General features: G+C 70.3%; 18 protein-coding genes and 1 pseudogene. 8 read left to right on the forward strand and 11 right to left on the reverse strand.

Going from position 1 to position 20,945, the window contains the following annotated elements:
- Positions 1-404 precede the first annotated feature (404 nt).
- The gene (locus ACFWBD_RS24470; RefSeq protein WP_385670466.1) at positions 405-1,442 is read left to right on the forward strand and encodes an intradiol ring-cleavage dioxygenase; all 1,038 of its coding nucleotides are present in this window, start codon (positions 405-407) and stop codon (positions 1,440-1,442) included.
- 23 nt (positions 1,443-1,465) lie between these two features.
- Here the strand turns inward: ACFWBD_RS24470 and ACFWBD_RS24475 are convergent, their stop codons facing one another.
- The gene (locus ACFWBD_RS24475) at positions 1,466-2,143 is read right to left on the reverse strand and encodes a hypothetical protein (RefSeq protein WP_385670469.1); all 678 of its coding nucleotides are present in this window, start codon (positions 2,141-2,143) and stop codon (positions 1,466-1,468) included.
- 320 nt (positions 2,144-2,463) lie between these two features.
- Between ACFWBD_RS24475 and ACFWBD_RS24480 the strand changes: the two genes are divergently transcribed.
- The 4 genes from ACFWBD_RS24480 (at position 2,464) to ACFWBD_RS24495 (ending at position 7,253) form a co-directional block, all read left to right on the forward strand.
- On the forward strand, positions 2,464-3,069 hold the full coding sequence (locus tag ACFWBD_RS24480; RefSeq protein ID WP_385670472.1) for a DUF4956 domain-containing protein: 606 nt from the start codon (positions 2,464-2,466) through the stop codon (positions 3,067-3,069).
- Entirely contained in the window at positions 3,066-3,887 is an 822-nt protein-coding gene (locus ACFWBD_RS24485) for a VTC domain-containing protein (protein WP_385670475.1), read from the forward strand. Before ACFWBD_RS24480 ends, ACFWBD_RS24485 begins: the two co-directional genes overlap by 4 nt.
- Positions 3,884-5,752 (forward strand): carbohydrate-binding domain-containing protein, encoded by a 1,869-nt coding sequence (locus ACFWBD_RS24490; protein WP_385670478.1) that lies wholly within the window; start codon positions 3,884-3,886, stop codon positions 5,750-5,752. Before ACFWBD_RS24485 ends, ACFWBD_RS24490 begins: the two co-directional genes overlap by 4 nt.
- 157 nt (positions 5,753-5,909) lie before the next feature.
- The gene (locus ACFWBD_RS24495; protein ID WP_385670481.1) at positions 5,910-7,253 is read left to right on the forward strand and encodes a polysaccharide lyase family 1 protein; all 1,344 of its coding nucleotides are present in this window, start codon (positions 5,910-5,912) and stop codon (positions 7,251-7,253) included.
- 493 nt (positions 7,254-7,746) lie between these two features.
- Here the strand turns inward: ACFWBD_RS24495 and ACFWBD_RS24500 are convergent, their stop codons facing one another.
- The 5 genes from ACFWBD_RS24500 to ACFWBD_RS24520 form a co-directional block, all read right to left on the reverse strand.
- On the reverse strand, positions 7,747-8,094 hold the full coding sequence (locus ACFWBD_RS24500; RefSeq protein WP_385670484.1) for a hypothetical protein: 348 nt from the start codon (positions 8,092-8,094) through the stop codon (positions 7,747-7,749).
- Positions 8,095-8,290: 196 nt separating this feature from the next.
- Entirely contained in the window at positions 8,291-9,220 is a 930-nt protein-coding gene (locus ACFWBD_RS24505; protein WP_385670487.1) for a hypothetical protein, read from the reverse strand.
- Positions 9,217-9,801, reverse strand: a complete 585-nt coding sequence (locus ACFWBD_RS24510) for a DUF6932 family protein (RefSeq protein ID WP_385670491.1) — start codon at positions 9,799-9,801, stop codon at positions 9,217-9,219. Before ACFWBD_RS24510 ends, ACFWBD_RS24505 begins: the two co-directional genes overlap by 4 nt.
- Before the next feature lie 60 nt (positions 9,802-9,861).
- Positions 9,862-10,776: a helix-turn-helix domain-containing protein gene (locus ACFWBD_RS24515; protein ID WP_385670494.1), complete on the reverse strand. Its 915-nt coding sequence runs from the start codon at positions 10,774-10,776 to the stop codon at positions 9,862-9,864.
- Between the two features lie 146 nt (positions 10,777-10,922).
- Positions 10,923-11,468 (reverse strand): ATP-binding protein, encoded by a 546-nt coding sequence (locus tag ACFWBD_RS24520; RefSeq protein ID WP_385670497.1) that lies wholly within the window; start codon positions 11,466-11,468, stop codon positions 10,923-10,925.
- A 153-nt stretch (positions 11,469-11,621) separates the two neighbouring features.
- On the opposite strand from ACFWBD_RS24520, the gene ACFWBD_RS24525 reads away from it, so the two are divergent.
- Together ACFWBD_RS24525 and ACFWBD_RS24530 are read left to right on the forward strand one after the other, a co-directional pair.
- Positions 11,622-12,497, forward strand: a complete 876-nt coding sequence (locus ACFWBD_RS24525) for a helix-turn-helix domain-containing protein (protein WP_385670499.1) — start codon at positions 11,622-11,624, stop codon at positions 12,495-12,497.
- Positions 12,494-12,703 carry a DUF397 domain-containing protein gene (locus ACFWBD_RS24530; protein WP_385670502.1) on the forward strand — a complete coding sequence of 70 codons (210 nt, stop codon included), beginning with the start codon at positions 12,494-12,496 and terminating at the stop codon, positions 12,701-12,703. Before ACFWBD_RS24525 ends, ACFWBD_RS24530 begins: the two co-directional genes overlap by 4 nt.
- A gap of 291 nt (positions 12,704-12,994) precedes the next feature.
- Here the strand turns inward: ACFWBD_RS24530 and ACFWBD_RS24535 are convergent, their stop codons facing one another.
- The 3 genes from ACFWBD_RS24535 to ACFWBD_RS24545 all read right to left on the reverse strand — a co-directional run bounded on the left by ACFWBD_RS24535 (position 12,995) and on the right by ACFWBD_RS24545 (position 17,485).
- Positions 12,995-13,486, reverse strand: coding sequence for a hypothetical protein (locus tag ACFWBD_RS24535; RefSeq protein WP_385670505.1), 492 nt, complete (start codon positions 13,484-13,486; stop codon positions 12,995-12,997).
- 211 nt (positions 13,487-13,697) lie between these two features.
- A complete protein-coding gene (gene metG, locus ACFWBD_RS24540; RefSeq protein WP_385670508.1) occupies positions 13,698-15,314 on the reverse strand; it encodes a methionine--tRNA ligase in 1,617 nt (538 codons plus the stop codon).
- A gap of 83 nt (positions 15,315-15,397) precedes the next feature.
- Positions 15,398-17,485: a VWA domain-containing protein gene (locus ACFWBD_RS24545; RefSeq protein ID WP_385670510.1), complete on the reverse strand. Its 2,088-nt coding sequence runs from the start codon at positions 17,483-17,485 to the stop codon at positions 15,398-15,400.
- 265 nt (positions 17,486-17,750) lie between these two features.
- On the opposite strand from ACFWBD_RS24545, the gene ACFWBD_RS24550 reads away from it, so the two are divergent.
- Positions 17,751-19,850: a PhoX family protein gene (locus tag ACFWBD_RS24550; RefSeq protein WP_385670513.1), complete on the forward strand. Its 2,100-nt coding sequence runs from the start codon at positions 17,751-17,753 to the stop codon at positions 19,848-19,850.
- 123 nt (positions 19,851-19,973) lie between these two features.
- On the opposite strand, the pseudogene ACFWBD_RS24555 reads toward ACFWBD_RS24550, so the two are convergent.
- Both ACFWBD_RS24555 and ACFWBD_RS24560 read right to left on the reverse strand, forming a co-directional pair.
- Positions 19,974-20,147: pseudogene (locus tag ACFWBD_RS24555) on the reverse strand (endonuclease/exonuclease/phosphatase family protein); the annotation flags it as partial.
- An 11-nt stretch (positions 20,148-20,158) separates the two neighbouring features.
- Positions 20,159-20,941 carry an alpha/beta fold hydrolase gene (locus ACFWBD_RS24560; RefSeq protein WP_385670516.1) on the reverse strand — a complete coding sequence of 261 codons (783 nt, stop codon included), beginning with the start codon at positions 20,939-20,941 and terminating at the stop codon, positions 20,159-20,161.
- Positions 20,942-20,945 lie beyond the last annotated feature (4 nt).

Consider the following 20,945-nt stretch of genomic DNA (forward strand, 5'->3'; position numbering starts at 1 on the left):
ACCGGTCGACTTGACCGTGTTGACCTGCGGAAATGTGCTGTCGCATAAATGGTCGACTGTGGTGCCACGCGCGCTCATGCGCTTTCGGTGGCGGCGAATGGCGCATCGTGGCACCGCATGGCACCGAATGGCACCTCATGGCGCTGGGTGGCACTCGATGGCGCCTGAGGGCGCCGGGTGGCGCCAGGTGGTGCTGGATGGCGTCGGGTGGCGCTGGACGGCGTCAGGCCGCGCCGCTCGCACGGGGGGGGCAGATGTGGAAGTCCGAGTAAGGTTAGCCTCACCAACCCCTTTACCATGGACGGCTGAAAACAGACCTGTATCCCGGCGTTTTTTTGCCTGCCCTTGGAATTCCACAGGTCGTTCCCACGCCTCTGACAGCCTCGCCTCCTAGCTTCGCGGCCATGACGGGAAACGCAGGAAACACAGAAAACACAGCCGGTACCGAGCACGACCAGCAAGGTCCCCGGCACAAGCGTGATCTGACCCGACGCAAGGTGGTCGTCGCCGGTGCGGGCGCGGCCGTCGCCGTCGGGGCGGGCGGCGCGCTCGCCGCCGGTGCCTTCGCCGGGGAGAAGAGCGGGAACAAGCCCAAGGCCGCCGCTTCCGCCAGTGCCGGCGAGGCCTGCTACAAGCTCACCTCCGAGACCACCGAAGGCCCGTACTACATCGACGCGGACAAGCTGCGTCAGGACATCACCGAGGACAAGGAGGGCATCCCGCTCACCCTGGCCCTCAAGGTGATCGACTCCGAGACCTGCAAGCCCATCGCGAACGCCGCCGTCGACGTCTGGCACTGCGACGCCCTCGGCATCTACTCCGGTTACGAGAGCCTCTCCACCGGTGGTGGCGGCGGCGCTCCCACCGACGCGCCCTCCGGCACTCCGACCGGTACGCCGACCGACGTTCCGACCGGCACCCCGACCGGCGAGCCGCCGTCCGGTGGCGGTGGTGGCGGCACGCACGAGGAGCCCACCGACGACGAGCGCTATCTGCGGGGGACCTGGAAGACCGACAGGCAGGGACGCGTCACCTTCAAGACGGTCTTCCCGGGCTGGTACCGCGGCCGTACGGTCCACATCCACACCAAGGTGCACGTCAACGGCGAGTGGACCGACGCCGGTTACGAGGGCGGCAACACCTGCCACACCGGCCAGTTCTTCTTCGACGAGGAGTCCGTGCTCGCCTCGGCCGAGGTGGCGCCGTACTCCACCAGCACCACCGAGCGCACCACCCTCACCGAGGACACGATCTACGACCAGAGCGGCGTCCAGGGCGGTCTGCTCAAGCTGAAGTACAACAAGAAGAACATCGCCAAGGGTGTCGTGGGTTCGATCACGATGGGCGTCGAACCCGACGCCACCCACGAGGGCACCGACGACGCCGTCCAGCCGGGCGCGTCCGAGACCGCGTCGGCCGAGGCGTCGGCCGCCGCGAGCTGATCCACGCGGCGGGGGTGTCGCGGTCACTCGTCCGGTGACGCCCCCTCCTCCAGCAGCCGCTCCGCGATGTCCGTCGACCAGCTCTGGGCCCACGCACGCAGGTCCGTGAGCTGGTCCTCGGTCAGGCCGTACGCCGTGAACGCCGTGTCCGGGTAGTGGTCCGTGCCCGTCAGCCGGGTCTGGAGGGTGGGCAGGTCGAAGTCGTCGCGGGCATGGCGGCGGGCCAGTTCCTCCAGGTCGGGGTGGGTGAAGCGGGTCGAGGCCGCCCTCGCGTCGATCAGGTCGACGGCCAGTCCGCGGTCGTAGAGCGCCCGGACCTTCGTGCCCACCGCGTCCGGGAGGGAGAGCGCCGGACCGTACGGGGTCGGGACGGGCGGGCTCCAGAAGGTCTCCTTGTGCAGGGCCAACCGGAGGACCGTGTCCGTGGTGCGGTCCAGCACGGACAGGTGCGCCGACAGCGGGTCCGAGTCCTGGAGCATCACCTCGTGGAGGCCCCCGGAGGCAAGCGCCGCGCCCAGCGCCTCGGCGAGACCGGGCATCGCCTCCGCGCTCTCCGTCGCCAAGTCCAGATTCGCGTGCGGGCGTTGGAGCAGCTCGTGCGCCTGGAGCGCGTAGCCGCCGGCCAGGGCCCAGGGGGCGCCGACGGCAGCCACGTCGAAGACCTCGGCGAGGAGCCGGAGGTGGGGTTCGAGAAGGTCCACCGAGTAGTCGTACCAGGTGCGGTGACGATCCGTGTGTGTGCGGCGCCCCGGATCGTACGCCCCGGGCGTCTGCCACCCCGCCGGGTTCCCCGGGGTGAGGTGAGGACGTCGTGGTGGTGCCGGCCGCCGGTGGCGAGGGTGGTGTACGGCATCGCCGGCAAGTGATCGGACTGCAACGGCCGACCCGAAGTGACGGCCCGTCGAATTCCATGAATCGCCCCGTACTTCCCCCGTCCTTTCTCCGTGTCCGCTCCGTACTTCTCAAAGTCGCTTAAGGAATCACCAAGGGGCCTCACAGTGAGGTGCCCGATCGTCATGTCATGAGCACCCAACCGGTCCTCGTGGCCACGGACCTCGTCGCCATCTCCGTGCTGGCCTTCGCCGTCTACTTCCCCCGCCATCACCGCCGGGACCTCATCACGGCGTTCCTCGGGATCAACGTCGGCGTACTCGCGGTGGCGATGACGTTGGCCTCCTCCTCGGTGGGGATCGGGCTGGGGATGGGCCTGTTCGGGGTGCTGTCGATCATCCGGCTCCGTTCGTACGAGATCGCTCAGCACGAGATCGCCTACTACTTCTCGGCGCTCGCCATCGGCCTGCTCAACGGCATCCCCGAGGAGACGTCGGTGCTGCCGGTCTCCCTCACGGCGCTGATCGTCGGCACGCTGTACGTCGCCGACCACCCCCGCCTCTTCGCCCGGCACCGCACCCGCGGACTGCGCCTCGACTCCGCGTACACCGACGAGGACGCCCTGCGCGCACACCTCGAGGAACTGCTCGGCGGGCGGGTGGTCAACCTCTCCGTCAAGAGCATCGACCTCGTCAACGACATCACCCAGGTCGAGGTCCGGTACGTCGTGCCGGGCAGGACGACAGCCGCTGAGCAGATCCCCGATCCCGTACGGCGGCCGGAGGTCCGGGCGTGACCGCGCTCGACTCCCTCGGCGCGGCCGTCGGCTTCCTGCGGCCCGTCGCACTCGACGAACTCGTCGCCCGCGCCGAGCTGTTGACCCGCGTCGACCGCAAGTACGTCCTGCCGCTCGCCGACCTGCCGTTCGTGCTCGGCGGGCTCGACACCGGAGCGGAGGTCCTGGAGATCGACGGGGCACGGGACTTCGGATACCGGTCGCTGTACTTCGACACCCCGCGCCTCGACGCCTACCTGGGCGCGGCCCGCGGCCGCCGGCGCCGGTTCAAGGTGCGGATCCGCAGCTACCTGGACTCCGGGCTCGACTTCCTGGAGGTCAAGACACGCGGGCCGCGCGGCACGACCGTCAAGCACCGCGTCCCCTACGAGGGGTCGTTCGCCGCGCCCGGTCCCCGGCTGGACGCGGGTTCCCGCGCCTACGCCGACACGGTTCTCGCCGGCGCGGGCATCGACTCCCGGGGCTTCCGCTTCCTGCCCACGCTGACGACGACGTACCGGCGCACGACCCTGCTCCTGCCCGACGACGGCAGCCGGCTGACCATCGACACCGGCCTGGTCTGGAGCCTGCCCGACGCGAGCCGGGCGCTGGCCGTCCCCGGCCGGGCCGTCGTCGAGACGAAGGCGGGGCGGGCCGGTTGCGGCGCCGACCGGCTGCTGTGGTCGCTCGGCCACCGGCCCTGCACGGTGTCCAAGTACGGCACCGGGCTCGCCGCGCTGCGCCCCGAACTCCCCGCCCACCGCTGGCTGCCGGTCCTGCGCCGCCATGTCCCCACCGCACTCGACTTCCCCACCGCACTCGACGGGAGCCCCGCATGAGCAGAGGAACGGTACGACCGCTGCGGCACAGGGCGGCGGCGGCCCTCGTCTCCGCGGCCCTCGTCTCCGCCGCGCTGGCCGGGTGCTCCTCGGAGGGCACCTCCGACGCGGCCGACAGCGGTTCCGGGGCGTCGGGTTCGGCCTCGGCCGGTGCCGACGTCGACGGCACCCAGACCGCCGCCGCCGTCCTCGCGGCCGACCGGCAGGCCCACGACGCCGACACCGGCGAGGACGTCTCCGCCGCCGTGCGCATCACGCTCGACGGGGACGCGGCCTCCGTCGACGGTGCGGGCGCCGAGGCCGACGGATCCACGGTGACCGTCACCAAGGGCGGTACGTACCGGCTCAGCGGCACCCTCTCCGACGGGCGGATCGTCGTCGACGCGCCCGACGCGACCGTGAAGCTGGTCCTCGACGGGGTGCGGATCTCCAGCTCCACGGGTGCCGCGATCGCCGCCACCGCGGCCGGCGGACTCGTCGTCGTCCTCGCCGACGGCAGCGCCAACACCCTCTCCGACGCCGGCTCCTACGCCGCCGACGCCGAGGTGAACGCGGCCCTGTTCAGCGCCGGTGACCTGACGGTCGCGGGCACCGGCTCGCTCACCGTGCGCGGCAACGGCGACGACGGCATCGCGAGCAAGGACGGCCTGGTCATCGCCGCGGCGACGGTGACCGTGCAGGCCGCCGACGACGGGGTCCGTGGCAAGGACTACCTGGTCGTGCGGGACGGCGAGCTCACCGTCACGGCCGGTGGCGACGGCCTCAAGGCCGACAACGAGGAGGACGCGGACGCCGGATACGTGTCGGTCGCGGGCGGGACGGTCGACGTCACCGCCGAGGGGGACGGGGTCGACGCGGCCACCGACCTGGTCGTCACGGGTGGTCGCCTGACCGTCGGCAGCGGGGGCGGCAGCGGGAACCGGCCGGCCGAGGACGCCTCCGCCAAGGGGCTGAAGGCCGGCGTCATCAGCGTGCTGGCGGGCGGGACGATCGCGGTCGACGCCTCCGACGACGCCGTGCACAGCGACGGCGCCGTCCACTTCGCCGGGGCCACGGTGTCGGTCGCGAGCGGCGACGACGGAGTGCACGCGGAGGGCGACCTCGTCGTGGACAAGGGGACCCTGAAGGTGACGTCCGCGGTCGAGGGACTGGAAGGCTTCGACATCGCCGTCAGGGGCGGCTCGGTCTCCCTCGTCTCCAGTGACGACGGCATCAACGCGTCCGGGAACAGCGGTAGTTCACAGCAGGGCGGCGGCGGCCCGGGCGGCGGGGGCGGCGGCGAGAACGTCGGCGCGTACAAGCTGACCGTCTCCGGCGGCACCCTGCTCGTCGACTCCGAGGGCGACGGCCTCGACTCCAACGGCACCGCCGAGATCACCGGCGGCACCGTCGTCGTCAACGGCCCCCAGCGGGGCGGCAACGGCGCCCTCGACGTCAACGGGACCTTCACGATCGGCGCCGGCACCCTGCTCGCCTCGGGCAGCTCGGGCATGGTCGTCGCCCCCGACGAGGACTCCGCGCAGGGCTGGCTGTCGGCGACCCTCGACTCCTCCGTCCCGGCGGGCACGACCCTGCACGTCGTCGACGCCGCCGGCAAGGTCGTGGCCACATACGTCACGTCCAAGCAGATCCAGAACGTCGTCTACTCGTCGTCCGCGATCAAGTCCGGACAGGAGTACCGGATCTACTCAGGCGGCACGTCGTCCGGCGGCGACGGCACGGGCGGCCTCGCGGTGGAGGCGGGCGCCCTCGGCACGGCGCAGCGGATCGCCACGGCGACGGCCGGCGAGGCGCCGGAGGGCGGCGGCTTCGGCGGCGGCGGTGGTGGTGGTCCGGGTGGTGGTCCGGGCGGAGACCGCGGATGAACGGGGGCGGGCGACGCCCCTTGGGTGGGGCAATCGTGAAGGCGTTTGATCGAGTCGCGGAGGAGGCGGCGGAAAAAATCCTCTGCACGCGGCAACTCTTCACGGGGCGGCGACCACTGACAGGACGTAAGTCCGCTCCTCCCCGTAAGGATCCCCCGTGGCAGCTCCCTCCCACCGCCGGTCCCTCCGCTCGCGCCGCGCCCTCGTCGTCTCCGCCGCCGCCGTGGCCGCGGCTGTCGGCGCCGGTGTCGTCGTGATGAACGCGAACGCCGGGACCGTCGACCTGTACCACCAGACGCTCGCCGCCAAGGACGGCTGGGCCTCCTCCGGCACAGGCACCACCGGTGGCACCAAGGCCGACGCCGCGCACACCTTCACCGTCTCCACCCGCGCCCAGCTGGTGAAGGCGCTGGGCTCCGCCTCCGACACCACCCCCCGGATCATCAAGATCAAGGGCACGATCGACGCCAACACCGACGACGCGGGCAAGAAGCTGACCTGCGCCGACTACGCGTCGGGCACCGGCTACTCGCTCTCCGCCTACCTCAAGGCGTACGACCCCTCCTCCTACGGCACCTCGAAGCTGCCCTCCGGCACCCAGGAGAAGGCCCGCGCCGCCGCCCAGACCAAGCAGGCGAAGAACATCGTCTTCAGGGTGCCGGCCAACACCAGCGTCGTCGGTGTGCCGGGCAGCAACGCCGGGATCTCCGGCGGCATGCTCCAGATCCAGAGCGTGGACAACGTCGTCGTCCGCAACCTGAACTTCGCCGCCACCGAGGACTGCTTCCCGCAGTGGGACCCGACCGACGGCGACGAGGGCAACTGGAACTCCGCCTACGACTCCGTCACCCTGCGCGGCGCGACCCACGTGTGGGCCGACCACAACACGTTCACCGACGCGCCCCACCTCGACAGCGCCAACCCCAAGTACTACGGCCGCGAGTACCAGATCCACGACGGCGCCCTGGACATCACCAAGAGCTCGGACCTGGTGACCGTCTCGCGCAACCAGTTCACCAACCACGACAAGACGATGCTGATCGGCAGCAGCGACAGCGAGCCCTCGGGCAAGCTGCGCGTCTCCATCCACCACAACATCTGGAAGGGCATCGTCCAGCGCGCCCCGCTGGCCCGGGTCGGCCAGGTGCACATCTACAACAACTACTACGACGTCACGGCCCTCAACGGCTACGCGACGCAGTACAGCATCAACTCCCGCGCCAAGGCCCAGGTCGTCGCCGAGAACAACTACTGGAAGGTCCCGGCCGGCGGAAAGGTCGCCAAGCTCCTCAGCGGCGACGGAACCGGCTCCGTCAAGGGCTCCGGCAACCTCGTCAACGGCACGGTCACCGACGTCGTCGCCGCGTACAACGCCGCCTCGTCGAAGGACCTGAAGACCACGGTCAACTGGACCCCGACCCTCACCTCGGGCCTCGAGACCTCGGCGAAGAACCTGCCGACGTCGCTGGCGACGACGACGGGCGCGGGCGTTCTGAAGTAGCACCCCGGACTCGCGAGGGCCGGGTGACCACGAGCCCCCGGCCCTCGCGTTCGCCTGCCTCGCATGCGCCCAGGAGGCGCCTCACGCAAGGCGCATGACCTTGTGGGCTACGGTTCGCCGCTGCGAGAGGACGCGTTTCACGGGTGCGCAGTGTGCTTGTGGAACAGCGACCGGAGGATGGTCAGGCCGCACTGAACCGGCCGCGGACGTGGCCTCCGTGTTCCAGGCAGCCGCCGCATCTCAGAAGCCGAGACAGGTGATCTGCACGACGCAGACCCGTTCGCTGCGCACGACGACCTGGTACGTGAACATGCCGCCGGGAACGATGACATCTCCGCCCTTCGGGTCGACCCGGCATGGGCCACGCCATGGACGTGGAGAGCCTCGGCAGCCCTGACCAGCTCGTCCGCCATTCTTTCGACACCGGTCAGGAAATCTGCGGGAGCGGTGCGGGAAGCTTCCTCCGCGCCGAAGGCGTACTCCCACTTCCAGCTCACTCGCGCACTGTTTTCATGGCTTCGTCCAGGACGTCGCCCAGTTCCCGCAGGGCGTCCCGAGCGACGACGGGATCCTCGTGCTCCAGGTTGCTCTTCGCACGAGCGTGGCGGACGGACAGATCGGGGCGGCGGGCGATCTCGATGTCCCTGGCCCAGGCGAGGACCCAGCTCCGTACGGGACTGAGCGACTGCCACTCGACCGCCTTCGCGAAGGCTTCGTCCTTCGTGCTCTGCATCTCTCCCAGACGCCCCGGGGCGACGACGGCCAGGGCGGCACGCAGGGCATCGGGAGTCTGCTCGGGACGCGGGATCAGCTCGTGTCCGTGATCGGCCTGAATGCTCATCGTGTCCTCCAGGGGGTGCCCCGGCCAGAATATCCGGCCGGGGCGGTCGAGGAGCAGGGACGCCGGCGGAGCCGGACCCGGATGCCAGGCCTCTGAAGTTCGGTGAGAGTCCTGCTTCGGCCCGAACGGCATTGCGGGGGCGAGTGCGAGGGCCCGGCGGTGGCGGAGCAGCACGGCGGACTCGCCCACGACTCGCTCAGGATTCGAGGGGAAGCGAGATCTGTTCGGCGGCCGGTCCCAGGTAGGTGTACTCAGTGGACCGGGCGATACCCACGGAGTCCAGCCGCTGTCGGAAGCGAACTCGGAAATGGACGTTGTCCCCGAGACCCGGACGCATGCGCAGCAGTTCCTCGGGCTCCTCGAAACGGACGTCGTAGGCGTACGCGTTCTTGGCCGTGCCTGTCTTGACCTTCACCCAGCCGCTTTCGCGCAGTTCCGTGATGCGGCCGGAGATCACCATCTCCTGATCGCGGTCCCTGGTCTCCCGGAGCAGTTCCACGTAGCGCCTGCCTCTTTCGGTCAGCTGCGCCCGACGAGCGCCGCCCTCTGCGTCGTACCAGGTCACACCCAGGTCGAGGCGGTACTTGCCCAAGGCACGGGACAGTGCCTCCACCGCGTCGAAGAGCCGAGCCCACTCGCGGATGTCGCTCTCGGCTTCCAGCGCCGACAACAGCTTGGTGAGTGTGCTCATGCCAGTACTCGCCGCAGAGGTAGCGGGCGTGTCCAATGCGTGCGCCTCAGGTGAGAGCACGGGAGCGACCGGCCGTGCGTGCACCACCGTGCTGCCCGCCGAGATACCGGTGAGCTCCAGTTCGACGGGCGTGCCCGCGGCCATGGAGACCGCCGCCTCCACAGGATGGAGGAGGGCGTCACCCCATTGGAAGCGCAGGGCGCCGGCTTCGGTGTCCGGGCCGGTGAGGCGGAGCTGGAGCACTTCGTCGAGACGGGCCTCCGGATCGTACTCGCGCACCGCCGCGAGGCGACTCGCACGGTGCTCGGCCTCGATCTCCTCGTCGTCCCGGTCCTCGGTGCCCATCTCTTCGAGGAGGGACGCCGCGATCTCGGCTGCCCCCTCGGCCCCCAGAATCGAGCGCCTGCGCTCGCGCCAGCTGTCGCCGGTCGTCACAGTCGCACCTCCAGGTATCCGCGCGCCGCAGCGGCGCTCTGCTCGGACGGCGATCCGTCCGCCTGGTCAGGCAGTCGACAGCGCTGCCACCAGTCGTCCCACACACCCCGTTCCATGAAGTATGTCCGTTCCTCCGGTGTCATGAGACCGGACCGGAAGACGTGGCTGACGGGCCGATAACCGACTCTGACCGGAGAGATGCCGAACTCCTCCTTCATATTGTCCCGGCACTGGAAGGCCTTGGTCAGCCACTTCGAGCCGGGTTTGCCACGCACCGCGTGCTCGGCCCGCGTGTCGATCAGGAGGGTCACGTCGATGTTTCCGGGGTCGGGCTTCGTGCTGACGAAGCTGCCGCCGAGCCACAGCCGGTGAACGAGGGTGAGCCCGTCCAGGATGTCCTGGTACATGTCCTCCAGCGCGAAGAAGCGATCCAGATAGCCGTGCAGTCCGGCCCACAGCCGCTGACGCGTGGCGGAATCCCGGAACTCCGGCGCGCTGACCAGTACCGCCTCCGCCTCGTCGAAGGAGATGGAGTACCGGCCCAGCGGAAGGAATCCGTTCGCGGCGAAGGAGGGCAGCACGTGAGGTCCTGTCGGGTGCGGGAGAACGTCCTCATAGCGGTGAGGGCGGGGCAGTGCGGGTCATCTTGCCGGTGCGGCTCCGGCGGTGCCGGGGATTTCGGCGATTCCGCCCACTGATGCGCACGCTCGGCAGGATCCCGGTTCCGGGCCGCGGAAGGCGCGGTCGCAGGTGTCGCAGTTGTGGAGGGGATGCCTGACGGGCGGGGGCTGCTCGGGGGCCCGGTAAGGCGGCAGTGGTGGGAGCTGGGCGGTCAGGCGGTGGGCCAGGAGGGCGGCCGGGCGGTACAGGGGCTCGGCCGGCAGGTCGCTGGTCAGGGCGTGGCGTACGGCGGTGGGGGTGAGGTCGCGCTCCAGCCAGGCGGCGACACCGGGGGCGAGGTGCTCGGCGTCGGTGGCGGAGAGGAGGAGGCGGGGGTCCGCGCGGCGGAGGCCGGCGAGGAGGTCGATGGCCGCCTGGAGGAGGGTGGGGGAGGTGTACGAGGGCTGGGGCACGGCGGGAAGGAGCTTGCGGCGAGGCGGCGGCTTGTCCTGGGCAGGACGTCGGGTGGGCCTGTTCGAGGTGTCGGCCGGGGTGTCACGGCGGCCGGGCTGGTTGCAGGAGACGGTGCGGGTGACGATGCGGCCGCTCTCGGTGCGCTCGCGGGGGCGGCGCAGGTAGCCGTGGGTCTCCAGTTCGCGCAGGGCTGCGGCGATACGGGTCGTGCCCTCGGGGAAGCGGGCGGCGAGGGTCTTGATGTCGACGCGGGCGCCGGCGGGGAGGGACTGGATGTGCACGGCCAGCCCGATGGCGAGCCCCGAGAGGTCGGGGTGCTGGGCGAGGTGGTTGCCGATCACGGTGAAGCGGGTGGTGTGGCGGGTGTTGTCGTGGACGACTCCGCCGGAGTGCGCTGCCGTGGAGGCGCGACGGGGAGGGTGGTTTTTCCCGCTGATACGGGACTGGGCGTGTGGGGGCAGGCTAGGGTTTTGGGTGTCCATCGGGAAGGGTCTGACTTCCTTGGTGGTCAGGCCCTCGCAACGGGATGCCAGTCCCTGCGAGGGCCGTCGTATGTCCGGGGGTTGTGCTGTGTCGCGCTGAGCGTAGAGCAGGCAACCGGTGCCGAATCCAGCTGAGTTGGTGATGTTCACTCGCGCGAGTGAGCGTGTGCCGTGGGCGGGAGGGGTGGGGCTTGGTGGGGTTTCTTTCCCTCTCGTGTTTCTTGGAGGAGAGCGCCCGAGCCACCGGAGCACACGGTTCTGAACTCCGGTGAGAGGTCGAGTTCGGCCCAAACGGTCTTGCGGGGGACGGGGCCGAGTTCGACGCCCCAGCGGTCGGCGAAGGCCTCGACGAGGAGGAGGCCACGTCCGGACTCGGCGTCGGGGATTGGTGGTCGGCGGTGCGGGAGGTCGTCACCGCGTGTGTCCGTCACCTCGATGCGGAGGGTCTCGCCGCGCGCCAGGAGTGCGAGGCGGAAGTCGCGTCCGGGGAGGCGGCCGTGGGTGGCGGCGTTCGCCGCGAGCTCGGCGACGAGGTGTTCTGCGGCCTCGGTGGCGTGGGGCGGCAGGTCCCAGGTGCGCAGCCATTCCGTGGCGAGGAGGCGGGCGAGGCGGACGCCGCGTGGTGTGGGGGACAGCAGGACGCTGAAGTGACGGGTTGGGGGGTGGAGTTGGGTGGAGATTTCCTGGTTCACGTCACTGAGCGTGGCGGCGCGCGCTTACCGTGAACAGTGACGACGCCGATGCGTAGGGTGACTGTCCGGGTCTTGTCCACTGTTGTCCGGGCTGTCGGAGCGGGCCTTACGGGTACGGGCGATGCGGCACGGCGGGACGACGGAGGGCGTGGCATGTCGGTGGACGGCGAGGTACGACGACTCAGGACCGAGGCGGACGAGCCGGGGTGGGAGGTGGACCCGGACGACGAGTGGGGAGTGGCCGTCATCACCACCGTGGGGCGGCAGTTGAAGCTGCGGCGCGAGGCGGTGGGGATGCGGGCCGCCGAGTTCGGGGAGGCGGTGGGGTACGGCGAGGACCTGGTCTACAAGATCGAGGGCGGGAAGCGGATCCCTCGGCAGGAGTACCTGGACAAGGCCGACGAGGTGCTGGGCGCGGACGGGCTTGTCGCGGCGGCTTGGGAGGACGTGAAGAAGGTTCGGTATCCGAAGAGAGTCCGGGAGCTGGGGAAATTGGAGGCCCAGGCGGTTGAGATCGGTATCTACGAGTGCAACAGCATCCATGGGCTGTTGCAGACACCGGAACACGCCCGCGCCTTGATCGAGGCGGCCCAGCCGCCGTACTCCTCGGACGACGTGGAGCGCATGGTCGCTGCCCGTCTGGCTCGACAGACCGTGTTCGAGCGCGACCCGGCGCCCTCCCTCCATTTCGTCCTGGAAGAGACACCGCTGCGCCGACCGGTGGGAGGCACAATGGCGTGGAAGCGTCAGCTCGAACGTTTGCTGGGGGTGGGGCGGTTGAACCACGTCACGCTTCAGGTGATGCCGACGAACACTGATGCCCACCCCGGTGTGGACGGCAAGATCGAGTTGCTGAAGTTTCCGGACGGTACGGCCGTGGGGCGCAGTGATGGTGCGTTCAACGGCCGACCGACTGCTGAGGCCAGGGACCTGCGCATCCTTGAACTGCGGTATGGCACCATCCGGGCGCAGGCTCTCCCGCCGAGAGAGTCGCTCGCCTTCATCGAACAACTGCTGGGAGAGACATGATCCGCAAGGCCTCCACCGAGGACGCCTCTGAACTGGACTGGTTCAAAAGCAGCTACAGCAGCGGCACGGACGGCAACTCCTGCGTCGAGCTTGCCGTCACCCCCGGCGCAGTCCACGTCCGCGACTCCAAGAACACCGGCGGCCCCCGGCTCGCGCTCAGGCCCGATGCCTGGACGCACTTCGTGACGTACGCATCGGGAAGCTGATCCCGTAACTGCCTTCGCCCCGCGCGAGGCGAGGTCCCGCGGTGCATGCCTTACAGATCGAGCAGGGCGTCCGGCTGGGAGGACAGCACGTCGTCGGATCCCACCGGGGGCTTCTGAGGGGGGTGCGTGTAACAGCTCGTGCCTTCGCGCGAGGCATCATCGGCCGGCTTCGCCGGGCGTTCGGAGCGATCGACAGGCGATCAGCCGACGAGTCGGCGACCACGATCTGGGTCGGGGTCCTGAGCGGGGGAAAGGCTCACGGAACCACGTGAACGGTTCGGGTCGGGGTGGTCACGTGTCGTACGTGCCGTCCCACGGCTCGGTGAAGCCCAGACGGTCCGGGTAGAGCTCCGCCCAGGTCTCGGGGTTGCCGTCCTCGTCCTTGTCCTCACGGATCACCAGGCCGAACAGCACGCCCTCGAAAGTGAGCCGGAAGGGGCGGACGGCGATGTCCGTGTAGGAGCGGCGGGGCAGGCTGCGCAGGAGGGTGGCCAGGCGGACGCGGGCCCGGTTGAGGACCGAGTCGTCGCCGTGCGGGTCGCGCTGCTGCTCGCCCCAGGTGCCGGCACACCAGATGTCCGAGTCGCGGTAGTGGCCGTCCGCGTCGAAGGTGTGCAGCACGGTGTAAAGGCGTTTGTGCTCTTCCCAGCCGTCGTCGAGACGGAACCCTTCGGGGAAGGCGTAGGTGACCGACGCGAGGAACTGGCCGTCCGCGTACCGCCCGATGGACTCGGTGCGGTGCTTCGGCCCGTAGGCGATCGGGATGACGTTGGGGACTGCCATGGCGGAAACCATACGGCTTGGCGGGAACATGCCGGAGGCGGGGGAACCTCTTCGGTTCTTCCTCCAGATCTTCCGACCGGGGTCCGTCTTCCGGCCAGGGTCCGGGAGACCCCGGCCAGGGCCGGGAGGCGAAGCGTCCTCTGGTCCGGGAGACCCCGGCCAGGGTCCGGGAGGCGATGCGTCCCGGACCCCGTGGTCGGTCGTCGACGCGCTACGCGGTCGGCTTCTCCTCCAGGCGCGGGAAGAGAACCGCTCCCTTGGTGACCGTCGTACCGGCCGGGAGCGTGCCCCAGGTGCCGGCCTCCTGGACCCGCTGGTCCGCCAGAGCACCCAGGACCGCGTCGGCGCCCAGCGAGTCCCAGAGCTTCTGGGAGGTGTCCGGCATGACGGGGTTCAGCAGTACGGCGACGGCGCGCAGGGACTCCGCGGCGGTGTAGAGGATGGTCGCGAGACGGGCCCGGCCCTCCGCCGAGTCGTCCTTCGCGACCTTCCACGGCTCCTGCTCCGTGATGTAGCCGTTGACCTGCTTGACGAAGTCGAACACGGCCAGGATGCCGCCCTGGAAGTCCAGCTCCTCGCCGATCTTCCGGTCGGCCACCGCGACCGCGTTCGCCAGACCGTCGTGCAGCGCCTTCTCGGCTTCGCTGTAGGCGCCGGCCCCGGGCAGGACGCCGTCGAAGTACTTGCCGACCATCGCGGCCACCCGGGAGGCGAGGTTGCCGTAGTCGTTCGCCAGCTCGCTCGTGTAGCGGGCGGAGAAGTCCTCCCACGAGAACGAGCCGTCCTGGCCGAAGGCGATGGCGCGCAGGAAGTACCAGCGGTACGCGTCCACGCCGAAGTGCGAGGTCAGGTCCTGCGGCTTGATGCCCGTCAGGTTCGACTTCGACATCTTCTCGCCGCCGACCATCAGCCAGCCGTTCGCGGCGATCTTGCCGGGCAGCGGGAGGCCCTGCGCCATCAGCATCGCGGGCCAGATCACCGCGTGGAAGCGGAGGATGTCCTTGCCGACCAGGTGGACGTCGGCCGGGAAGGTGGCCTCGAACTTCTCTTCGTTCTCGTTGTAGCCGACCGCCGTCGCGTAGTTCAGCAGCGCGTCGACCCACACGTAGATCACGTGCTTCTGGTCCCACGGGATCGGGATGCCCCAGTCGAAGGTGGAGCGCGAGATGGAGAGGTCCTGGAGGCCCTGCCGGACGAAGTTCACGACCTCGTTGCGCGCGGACTCGGGCTGGATGAAGCCGGGGTTCGCCTCGTAGAGGGCGAGGAGCTTGTCGCCGTACGCGCTCAGCTTGAAGAAGTAGTTCTCCTCGCTGAGGATCTCCACGGGCTTCTTGTGGATGGGGCACAGCTTCTGACCTGCGAAGTCGCCCTCGCCGTCGAGCAGCTCGCCCGGGAGCTTGTACTCCTCGCAGCCGACGCAGTACGGGCCCTCGTAGCCGCCCTTGTAGATCTCGCCCTTGTCGTACAGGTCCTGCACGAACTCCTGGACGCGGTCGGTGTGCCGCTGCTGCGTGGTGCGGATGAAGTCGTCGTTCGCGATCTCCAGGTGCTCCCAGAGGGGGCGCCAGGACTCGTCGACGAGCTTGTCGGCCCACTGCTGCGGGCTGACGCCGTTCGCCTCCGCGGTGCGCATGATCTTCTGACCGTGCTCGTCCGTGCCGGTGAGGTACCACACCTTCTCGCCACGCTGGCGGTGCCAGCGGGTGAGCACGTCGCCTGCGACGGTCGTATAGGCGTGGCCCAGGTGAGGAGCGTCGTTGACGTAGTAAATGGGGGTGGAGACGTAGAACGCCTTGCCACCCTGCTTCTCGGTTCCAGTGGCCGCCATGCCCGAAATCCTACTGGCCCCGCGAAGATCCACTCACATGCGTTTCGGGGGGTGGACGTGATTCTCCACCCCCCGATGCGGGCCTACGGGCGCCAGGTGGCCAGTACGCCCTCGTAGAGCTCGGCGTCCGTCAGCTCGCGCGGGGCCGGGCCCGCGTGGAAGAAGGACGTGTTGGGGGTCTTGAGCTTGCGCAGGTAGTCGAAGGCCTTGTTGTCGGGCTCGCCGAAAGCGACGAAGGAGAAGAAGACGGCGGGGTGGTTCTTCGCCGCGTCGGTGAGGGACTGGGTGGCCGGGGTCTTCGCGTCCGGGGCGCCGTCCGTCTGGAAGACGACCAGGGCGGGGGTGCCCGGGGCGGCTTCCTTCTCGTGGTGGCCCACGACCGCTTCGACCGCCGCGTGGTAGCTGGTACGGCCCATGCGGCCGAGGCCGGCGTGCAGCTCGTCGATCTTGTTCTCGTGGTCGGTGAGGGTCAGCTCGCCGGTGCCGTCCAGTTCCGTCGAGAAGAAGACGACGTGGACCGTGGCCTCGGGGTCGAGGTGGGTGGCGAGGGCGAGGGTCTGCTCGGCGAGAGCCTGGGCGGAGCCGTCCTTGTAGTACGGGCGCATGCTCGCGGAGCGGTCCAGCACGAGGTAGAGCTTCGCTCGGGTGCCGGTGAGGTGGGCTGCCTCCAGGGCGGTGGCGGCCGCGTCGTAGGCGGTGGCGAGGCCCGGGGGGAGGGTCGGGGTGGGGGCGGCGTGAGTCTCGGCGGGGGCCTTGACCTCGGCCTTGTCCTTGACCTCGGCCTTGTCCTTGACCTCGGCTTCGTCCTTGACCTCGGCTTCGCCGTCGGCGGCCGCGGCCGCGGGCTCCTCGGCTTCCGCCGTAGCGGCCGCGGGCTTGTCGGCTTCCGCCGCAGCGGCGGCGACCGCGACCTGCTCGGGCTCGGCCTCCGGCTGCTCGGCCGCCGGCTCCGCCTCCGCCGCCGTCGGCTCCTCGGACGGGGTGCCGGTCTCGCCCTCGGGCGCCGGCTCTTCTGCCGTCGGCTCCGCCTCGGCGACGGTGACCACCGTGGGCTCCTCGGCCGCCGGCTCAGCCTCCGCAGCCGCCTCGACCGTCGGCTCGTCCACCTTGGCCTCGGGCTCGGCCTTCGCTTCAGCCTCGGGCTCGGGCTCGGGCTCGGTCTCGGGCTCGGCCTTCGCCTGCGTCGGCGCCTCAGCCTCGGCTTCCGCCTTCGCTTCCGCCGTCACCTCAGCCTCAGTCGGCGCTTCAGCCTCGGCCGTCGGCTCGGCCTCGGCCGTCACCTCAGCCTCAGTCGGCTCGTCCACCTTGGCCTCGGGCTCGGCCTTCGCCTCAGCCTCGGGCTCGGGCTCGGTCTCGGGCTCGGCCTTCGCTTCAGCCTCGGGCTCGGTCTCGGTCTCGGGCTCGGCCTTCGCTTCAGCCTCGGGCTCGGTCTCGGCCTTCGCCTGCGTCGGCGTCTCAGCCTCGGCTTCCGCCTTGGCTTCCGCCGTCACCTCAGCCTCAGTCGGCGCTTCAGCCTCGGCCGTCGGCTCGGCCTCGGCCGTCGGCTCGGCCTCGGCCGTCACCTCAGCCTCAGTCGGCTCGTCCACTGTGGCCTCGGGCTCGGCCTTCGCTTCAGCCTCGGGCTCGGTCTCGGTCTCGGTCTCGGTCTCGGGCTCGGCCTCCGCCTGCGTCGGCGCCTCAGCCTCGGCTTCCGCCTTCGCTTCCGCCGTCACCTCAGCCTCAGCCGTCACCTCGGCCTCAGCCGTCACCTCAGCCTCAGCCGTCACCTCGGCCTCAGCCGTCACCTCAGCCTCAGCCTCAGCCTCAGCCTCAGTCTCCGCCTCCGTCGACGGCGGCAGGTCTTCTGTCGACTGGGTCGGTTTGGGAACCGATACGTTGTCGAAGGCTGCTGAGACCAGGTCGTGTTCGTCCTCGGATGCCGGGCGGGGTTCCGGGACCTGGGCCGTGGGGGTGGCCCTCGGGGTGGGTTCGGGGGAGGGGGACGGGACCGTCGGTTCGGGCGTCGGGGTCGGCGCGGCCGCCGGTGCGGGGACGGCCCCGGCCGGCTCCTGGTCCTGCTCCTCGGAGGCGGTCTGTTCCTGCGAAGGAACCTGTTCCGCACCCTCTGCCTCGGCGGCCCGCTCTTTGCGTGACCGTCCGAACGCGTTCCGCAGGAGAGTGAGAATGCCCATGTGCGCAACCCTTCGCGTGAGTTGAAGCCCGTAATCCCTGGCCAGGACGGACACGTAAGGTTAACGGCCCCGGAAGGTGATCTTGGGCAGGGGTGAGTGTAAGGAATCCAGGTGTGTCAATACCGCCTCGTCACCCCCTCCGCGCAAGTCCAACACCCTTCTGGCTGCCGGGGATTCACTCTCCGTTCAGCCTGCAGCAGCGCCTGCGCACAAACGTGCCCCTAACGTCACGGTCACACCAAGGGCACGCAAGGGGAGATTAAAGGTGCGCAAGCTTCTGCCGCTGATCGGAACGCCGTCCCAGTCCCATCCCGGCGGACGCTCCGCCATGACCTGCCGCTTCCGGTGTGGTGACGCCTGCTTCCACGAGGTGCCCAACACCAGCGACAACGAGTACGTCGGAGAGATCATCGCGGGGGCGATCGGCCGCCGCGCGATGGTGCGCGCCGCCGCGGTCGTCACCGTCGCGGCCGCCGCCGGGACCGCCGGTCTGGCCGGTGCGCCGTCCGCCGCGGCCGCGGTGGGCGAGACGTCCGGAAAGTCCTCCGGGAATTCCGGAAAACCCTCCGGGAAGCCTGCCGCCAAGGCAGCCCGCGGGCTGCGGTACAGCTCCGTCGCTCCCAACACCGCCGACGCCGTCACCGTCCCGGACGGGTACGGGCAGAACGTCGTCATCCGCTGGGGCGAGCCGATCCTGCGCGGGGCTCCCGCCTTCGACCCGGAGAAGCAGACCGCCGCCGCCCAGGCCGGGCAGTTCGGCTACAACAACGACTTCCTGGCGCTGCTGCCCGTCCCGGGCGAGTGCGACCGGCAGCTGCTCGTCGCCAACCACGAGTACACCGACGAAGTGCTCATGTTCCGTGGTTACGACGCCGCCAACCCCACCCGGCAGCAGGTCGAGGTCGCCTGGGCGGCGCACGGTCTCGGGGTGGTCGTCGTGGAGGAGGACCGCAGGACCGGCAAGCTGACCGCCGTGCCCCGGCACCACCTCAACCGGCGGGTCACCGCCACCACCGAGTTCCGGCTCACCGGGCCCGCCGCCGGCTCCGGTTTGCTGAAGACCTCCGCCGACCCGACCGGCACGAAGGTGCTCGGCACCCTCAACAACTGCTCCGGCGGCACCACCCCGTGGGGCACCACGCTGCACGGCGAGGAGAACTTCAACCAGTACTTCGCCAACAGCGGCCGGGCCACGGACAAGCGGTACGGGATCGGGGCCGGCGCCACCGAGCGCAAGTGGGAGCGGTTCGACAAGCGGTTCGACGTCGCCCAGGAGCCGAACGAGGTGCACCGCTTCGGGTACGTCGTCGAGCTCGACCCGTACGACCCGACGTCCACGCCCCGCAAGCACACCGCCCTCGGCCGGTTCAAGCACGAGGCCGCGACCGTGCGGCTGACCGAGGACGGGCGGCCGGTCGTCTACTCCGGGGACGACGAGCGGTTCGACTACTTCTACAAGTTCGTCGGCAGCAAGCGCATGAAGAAGGGGTCGAGCCGCGCCGTCCGCGAGCACAACCTGTCGCTGCTCGACGAGGGCACGCTCTACGTCGCCAGGCTCACCGGCGACTCCCCCACGATCGAGATCGACGGCACCGGCAAGCTGCCCGCCGACGGCGAGTTCGACGGGAGCGGCGAGTGGATCCCGGTCGCCACCGCCACCGCCGAGGGCGCCGTCTCGCACGTCGAGGGGATGAGCGCCGAGGAGGTCTTCGTCTTCACCCGCCTCGCCGGTGACAAGGTCGGCGCGACGAAGATGGACCGGCCCGAGGACATCCAGCCCTCGCCCGTCACCGGCAAGGTGTACGTCGCCCTCACCAACAACACCAACCGCGGTGTCGGCGCGAACGCCAAGGCCGACGAGGCCAACCCGCGCAACGCCAACAAGCACGGGCACATCCTGGAGCTGACCGAGCGGCGGGGCCGTCCCGAGAGCACCACGTTCGCCTGGTCGCTGTTCCTCGTCGCCGGTGACCCGGACGACCCGGCGACCTACTTCGCGGGCTTCCCGAAGGACGACGTCAGCCCGATCTCCTGCCCGGACAACGTGGCCTTCGACCCGCACGGCAACCTGTGGATCTCCACCGACGGCAGCCAGCTGGGCTCGCACGACGGTCTGTTCGGCGTCGCGACGCGCGGCTCGCGGCGTGGTGAGCTGAAGCAGTTCCTGACGGTGCCGACCGGGGCGGAGACCTGCGGCCCGATCGTCCAGGACCGGCGGGTGCTCGTCGCCGTGCAGCACCCGGGCGAGGTCGACGGCGCGACGGTGGAGAAGCCGGCGAGCACCTGGCCGGACGGCGCCGGGAAGATCGTCCGCCCGGCGGTCGTGGCCGTGTGGCGCAAGGACGGCGAGGACATCGGGGTCTAGCCGCCCCCGCTCAGGAGCCCGGCGCAGGCCGCCCGCGTGCGGCGAGGTGATCGCCCTCGCCGCCGCGACCTCCCGGCGCAGGGGCTCCCGGACCCTGCCGGGCCCCGGCTACCGGCCCTGCCGGAGGGCGACGGCGGCCCCGGTGGGCACGGTCAGCCACGGCAGGAAGGCGAGCAGTTGCGGTACGGGGGTCACGGCATCGGTGTCGGCGACCCGGCATCCGACGACCACGCTCACCCCGGCCAGCGGCAGCCCGGCGCACCAGACGCCGAGGAGCCGTCCTCGCATCGACCTCATCCCGCCGAAGGCTACGCCCCGGTCTTCGCCAGGAACTCCGTCAGCACCCTGTTGAACTCGTCCGCCCGCTCCAGGTTCGGCAGGTGGGCCGCGCCCTCGACGATCCGGAGTTCGGAGTGCGGGAGCGCCGCGTGCATCGCCTCCGCGTCCGACACGGGGGTGTACTCGTCGTCCGCGCCGACCACGACCAGGGCGGGGACGGTGACGCGGGTCAGCAGGGGGCGGTAGTCGGGGCGTTCGGCCCGGCCGCGCAGCGCGGCGGCGGCGCCCTCGGGAGACGCGGACGTCATCATGCGGTGGACGTGGGCCTTGACCTCGGGGGCCGCGTAGGGGGCGACCATCTTCTCCAGGACCTCGTCGGCGTAGCCCCGCATGCCTTCCGCGAGCAGGCGGTCGGCCATCTCGTTGCGCGCCAGTCTGCCGCCGGGGGTCTCCGGGGCCGGGAAGGTGTCGGCGAGGACCAGACCCCGGACGCGGCCGGGGAACTGCCGGCAGAGGTCCATCGCGATCTGGCCGCCCATCGACAGCCCGGCCAGCACGAACGTCTCCACCTTCAGTTCGTCCAGGAGCGCCGCGATGTCCTGGGCGAAGTCGGAGAGCAGCGTGATGCCGGGGACCACCGGGGACGCGCCGTAACCACGCAGGTCGGGGGCGATCACCCGGCGGGTGGCGGAGAACGCCTCGATCTGCGGGGCCCACATGGTGCGGTCGAAGGGGTGGCCGTGGACGAGGACGAGGGGGAGCGCCGGGGGCGTGTCCATGCCTTTGTCCTCGTATGCGAGGAAGGGTGCCATGTGA

Origin of the sequence: Streptomyces sp. NPDC060002, assembly GCF_042737245.1 — a bacterium.
GTDB lineage: Bacteria > Actinomycetota > Actinomycetes > Streptomycetales > Streptomycetaceae > Streptomyces.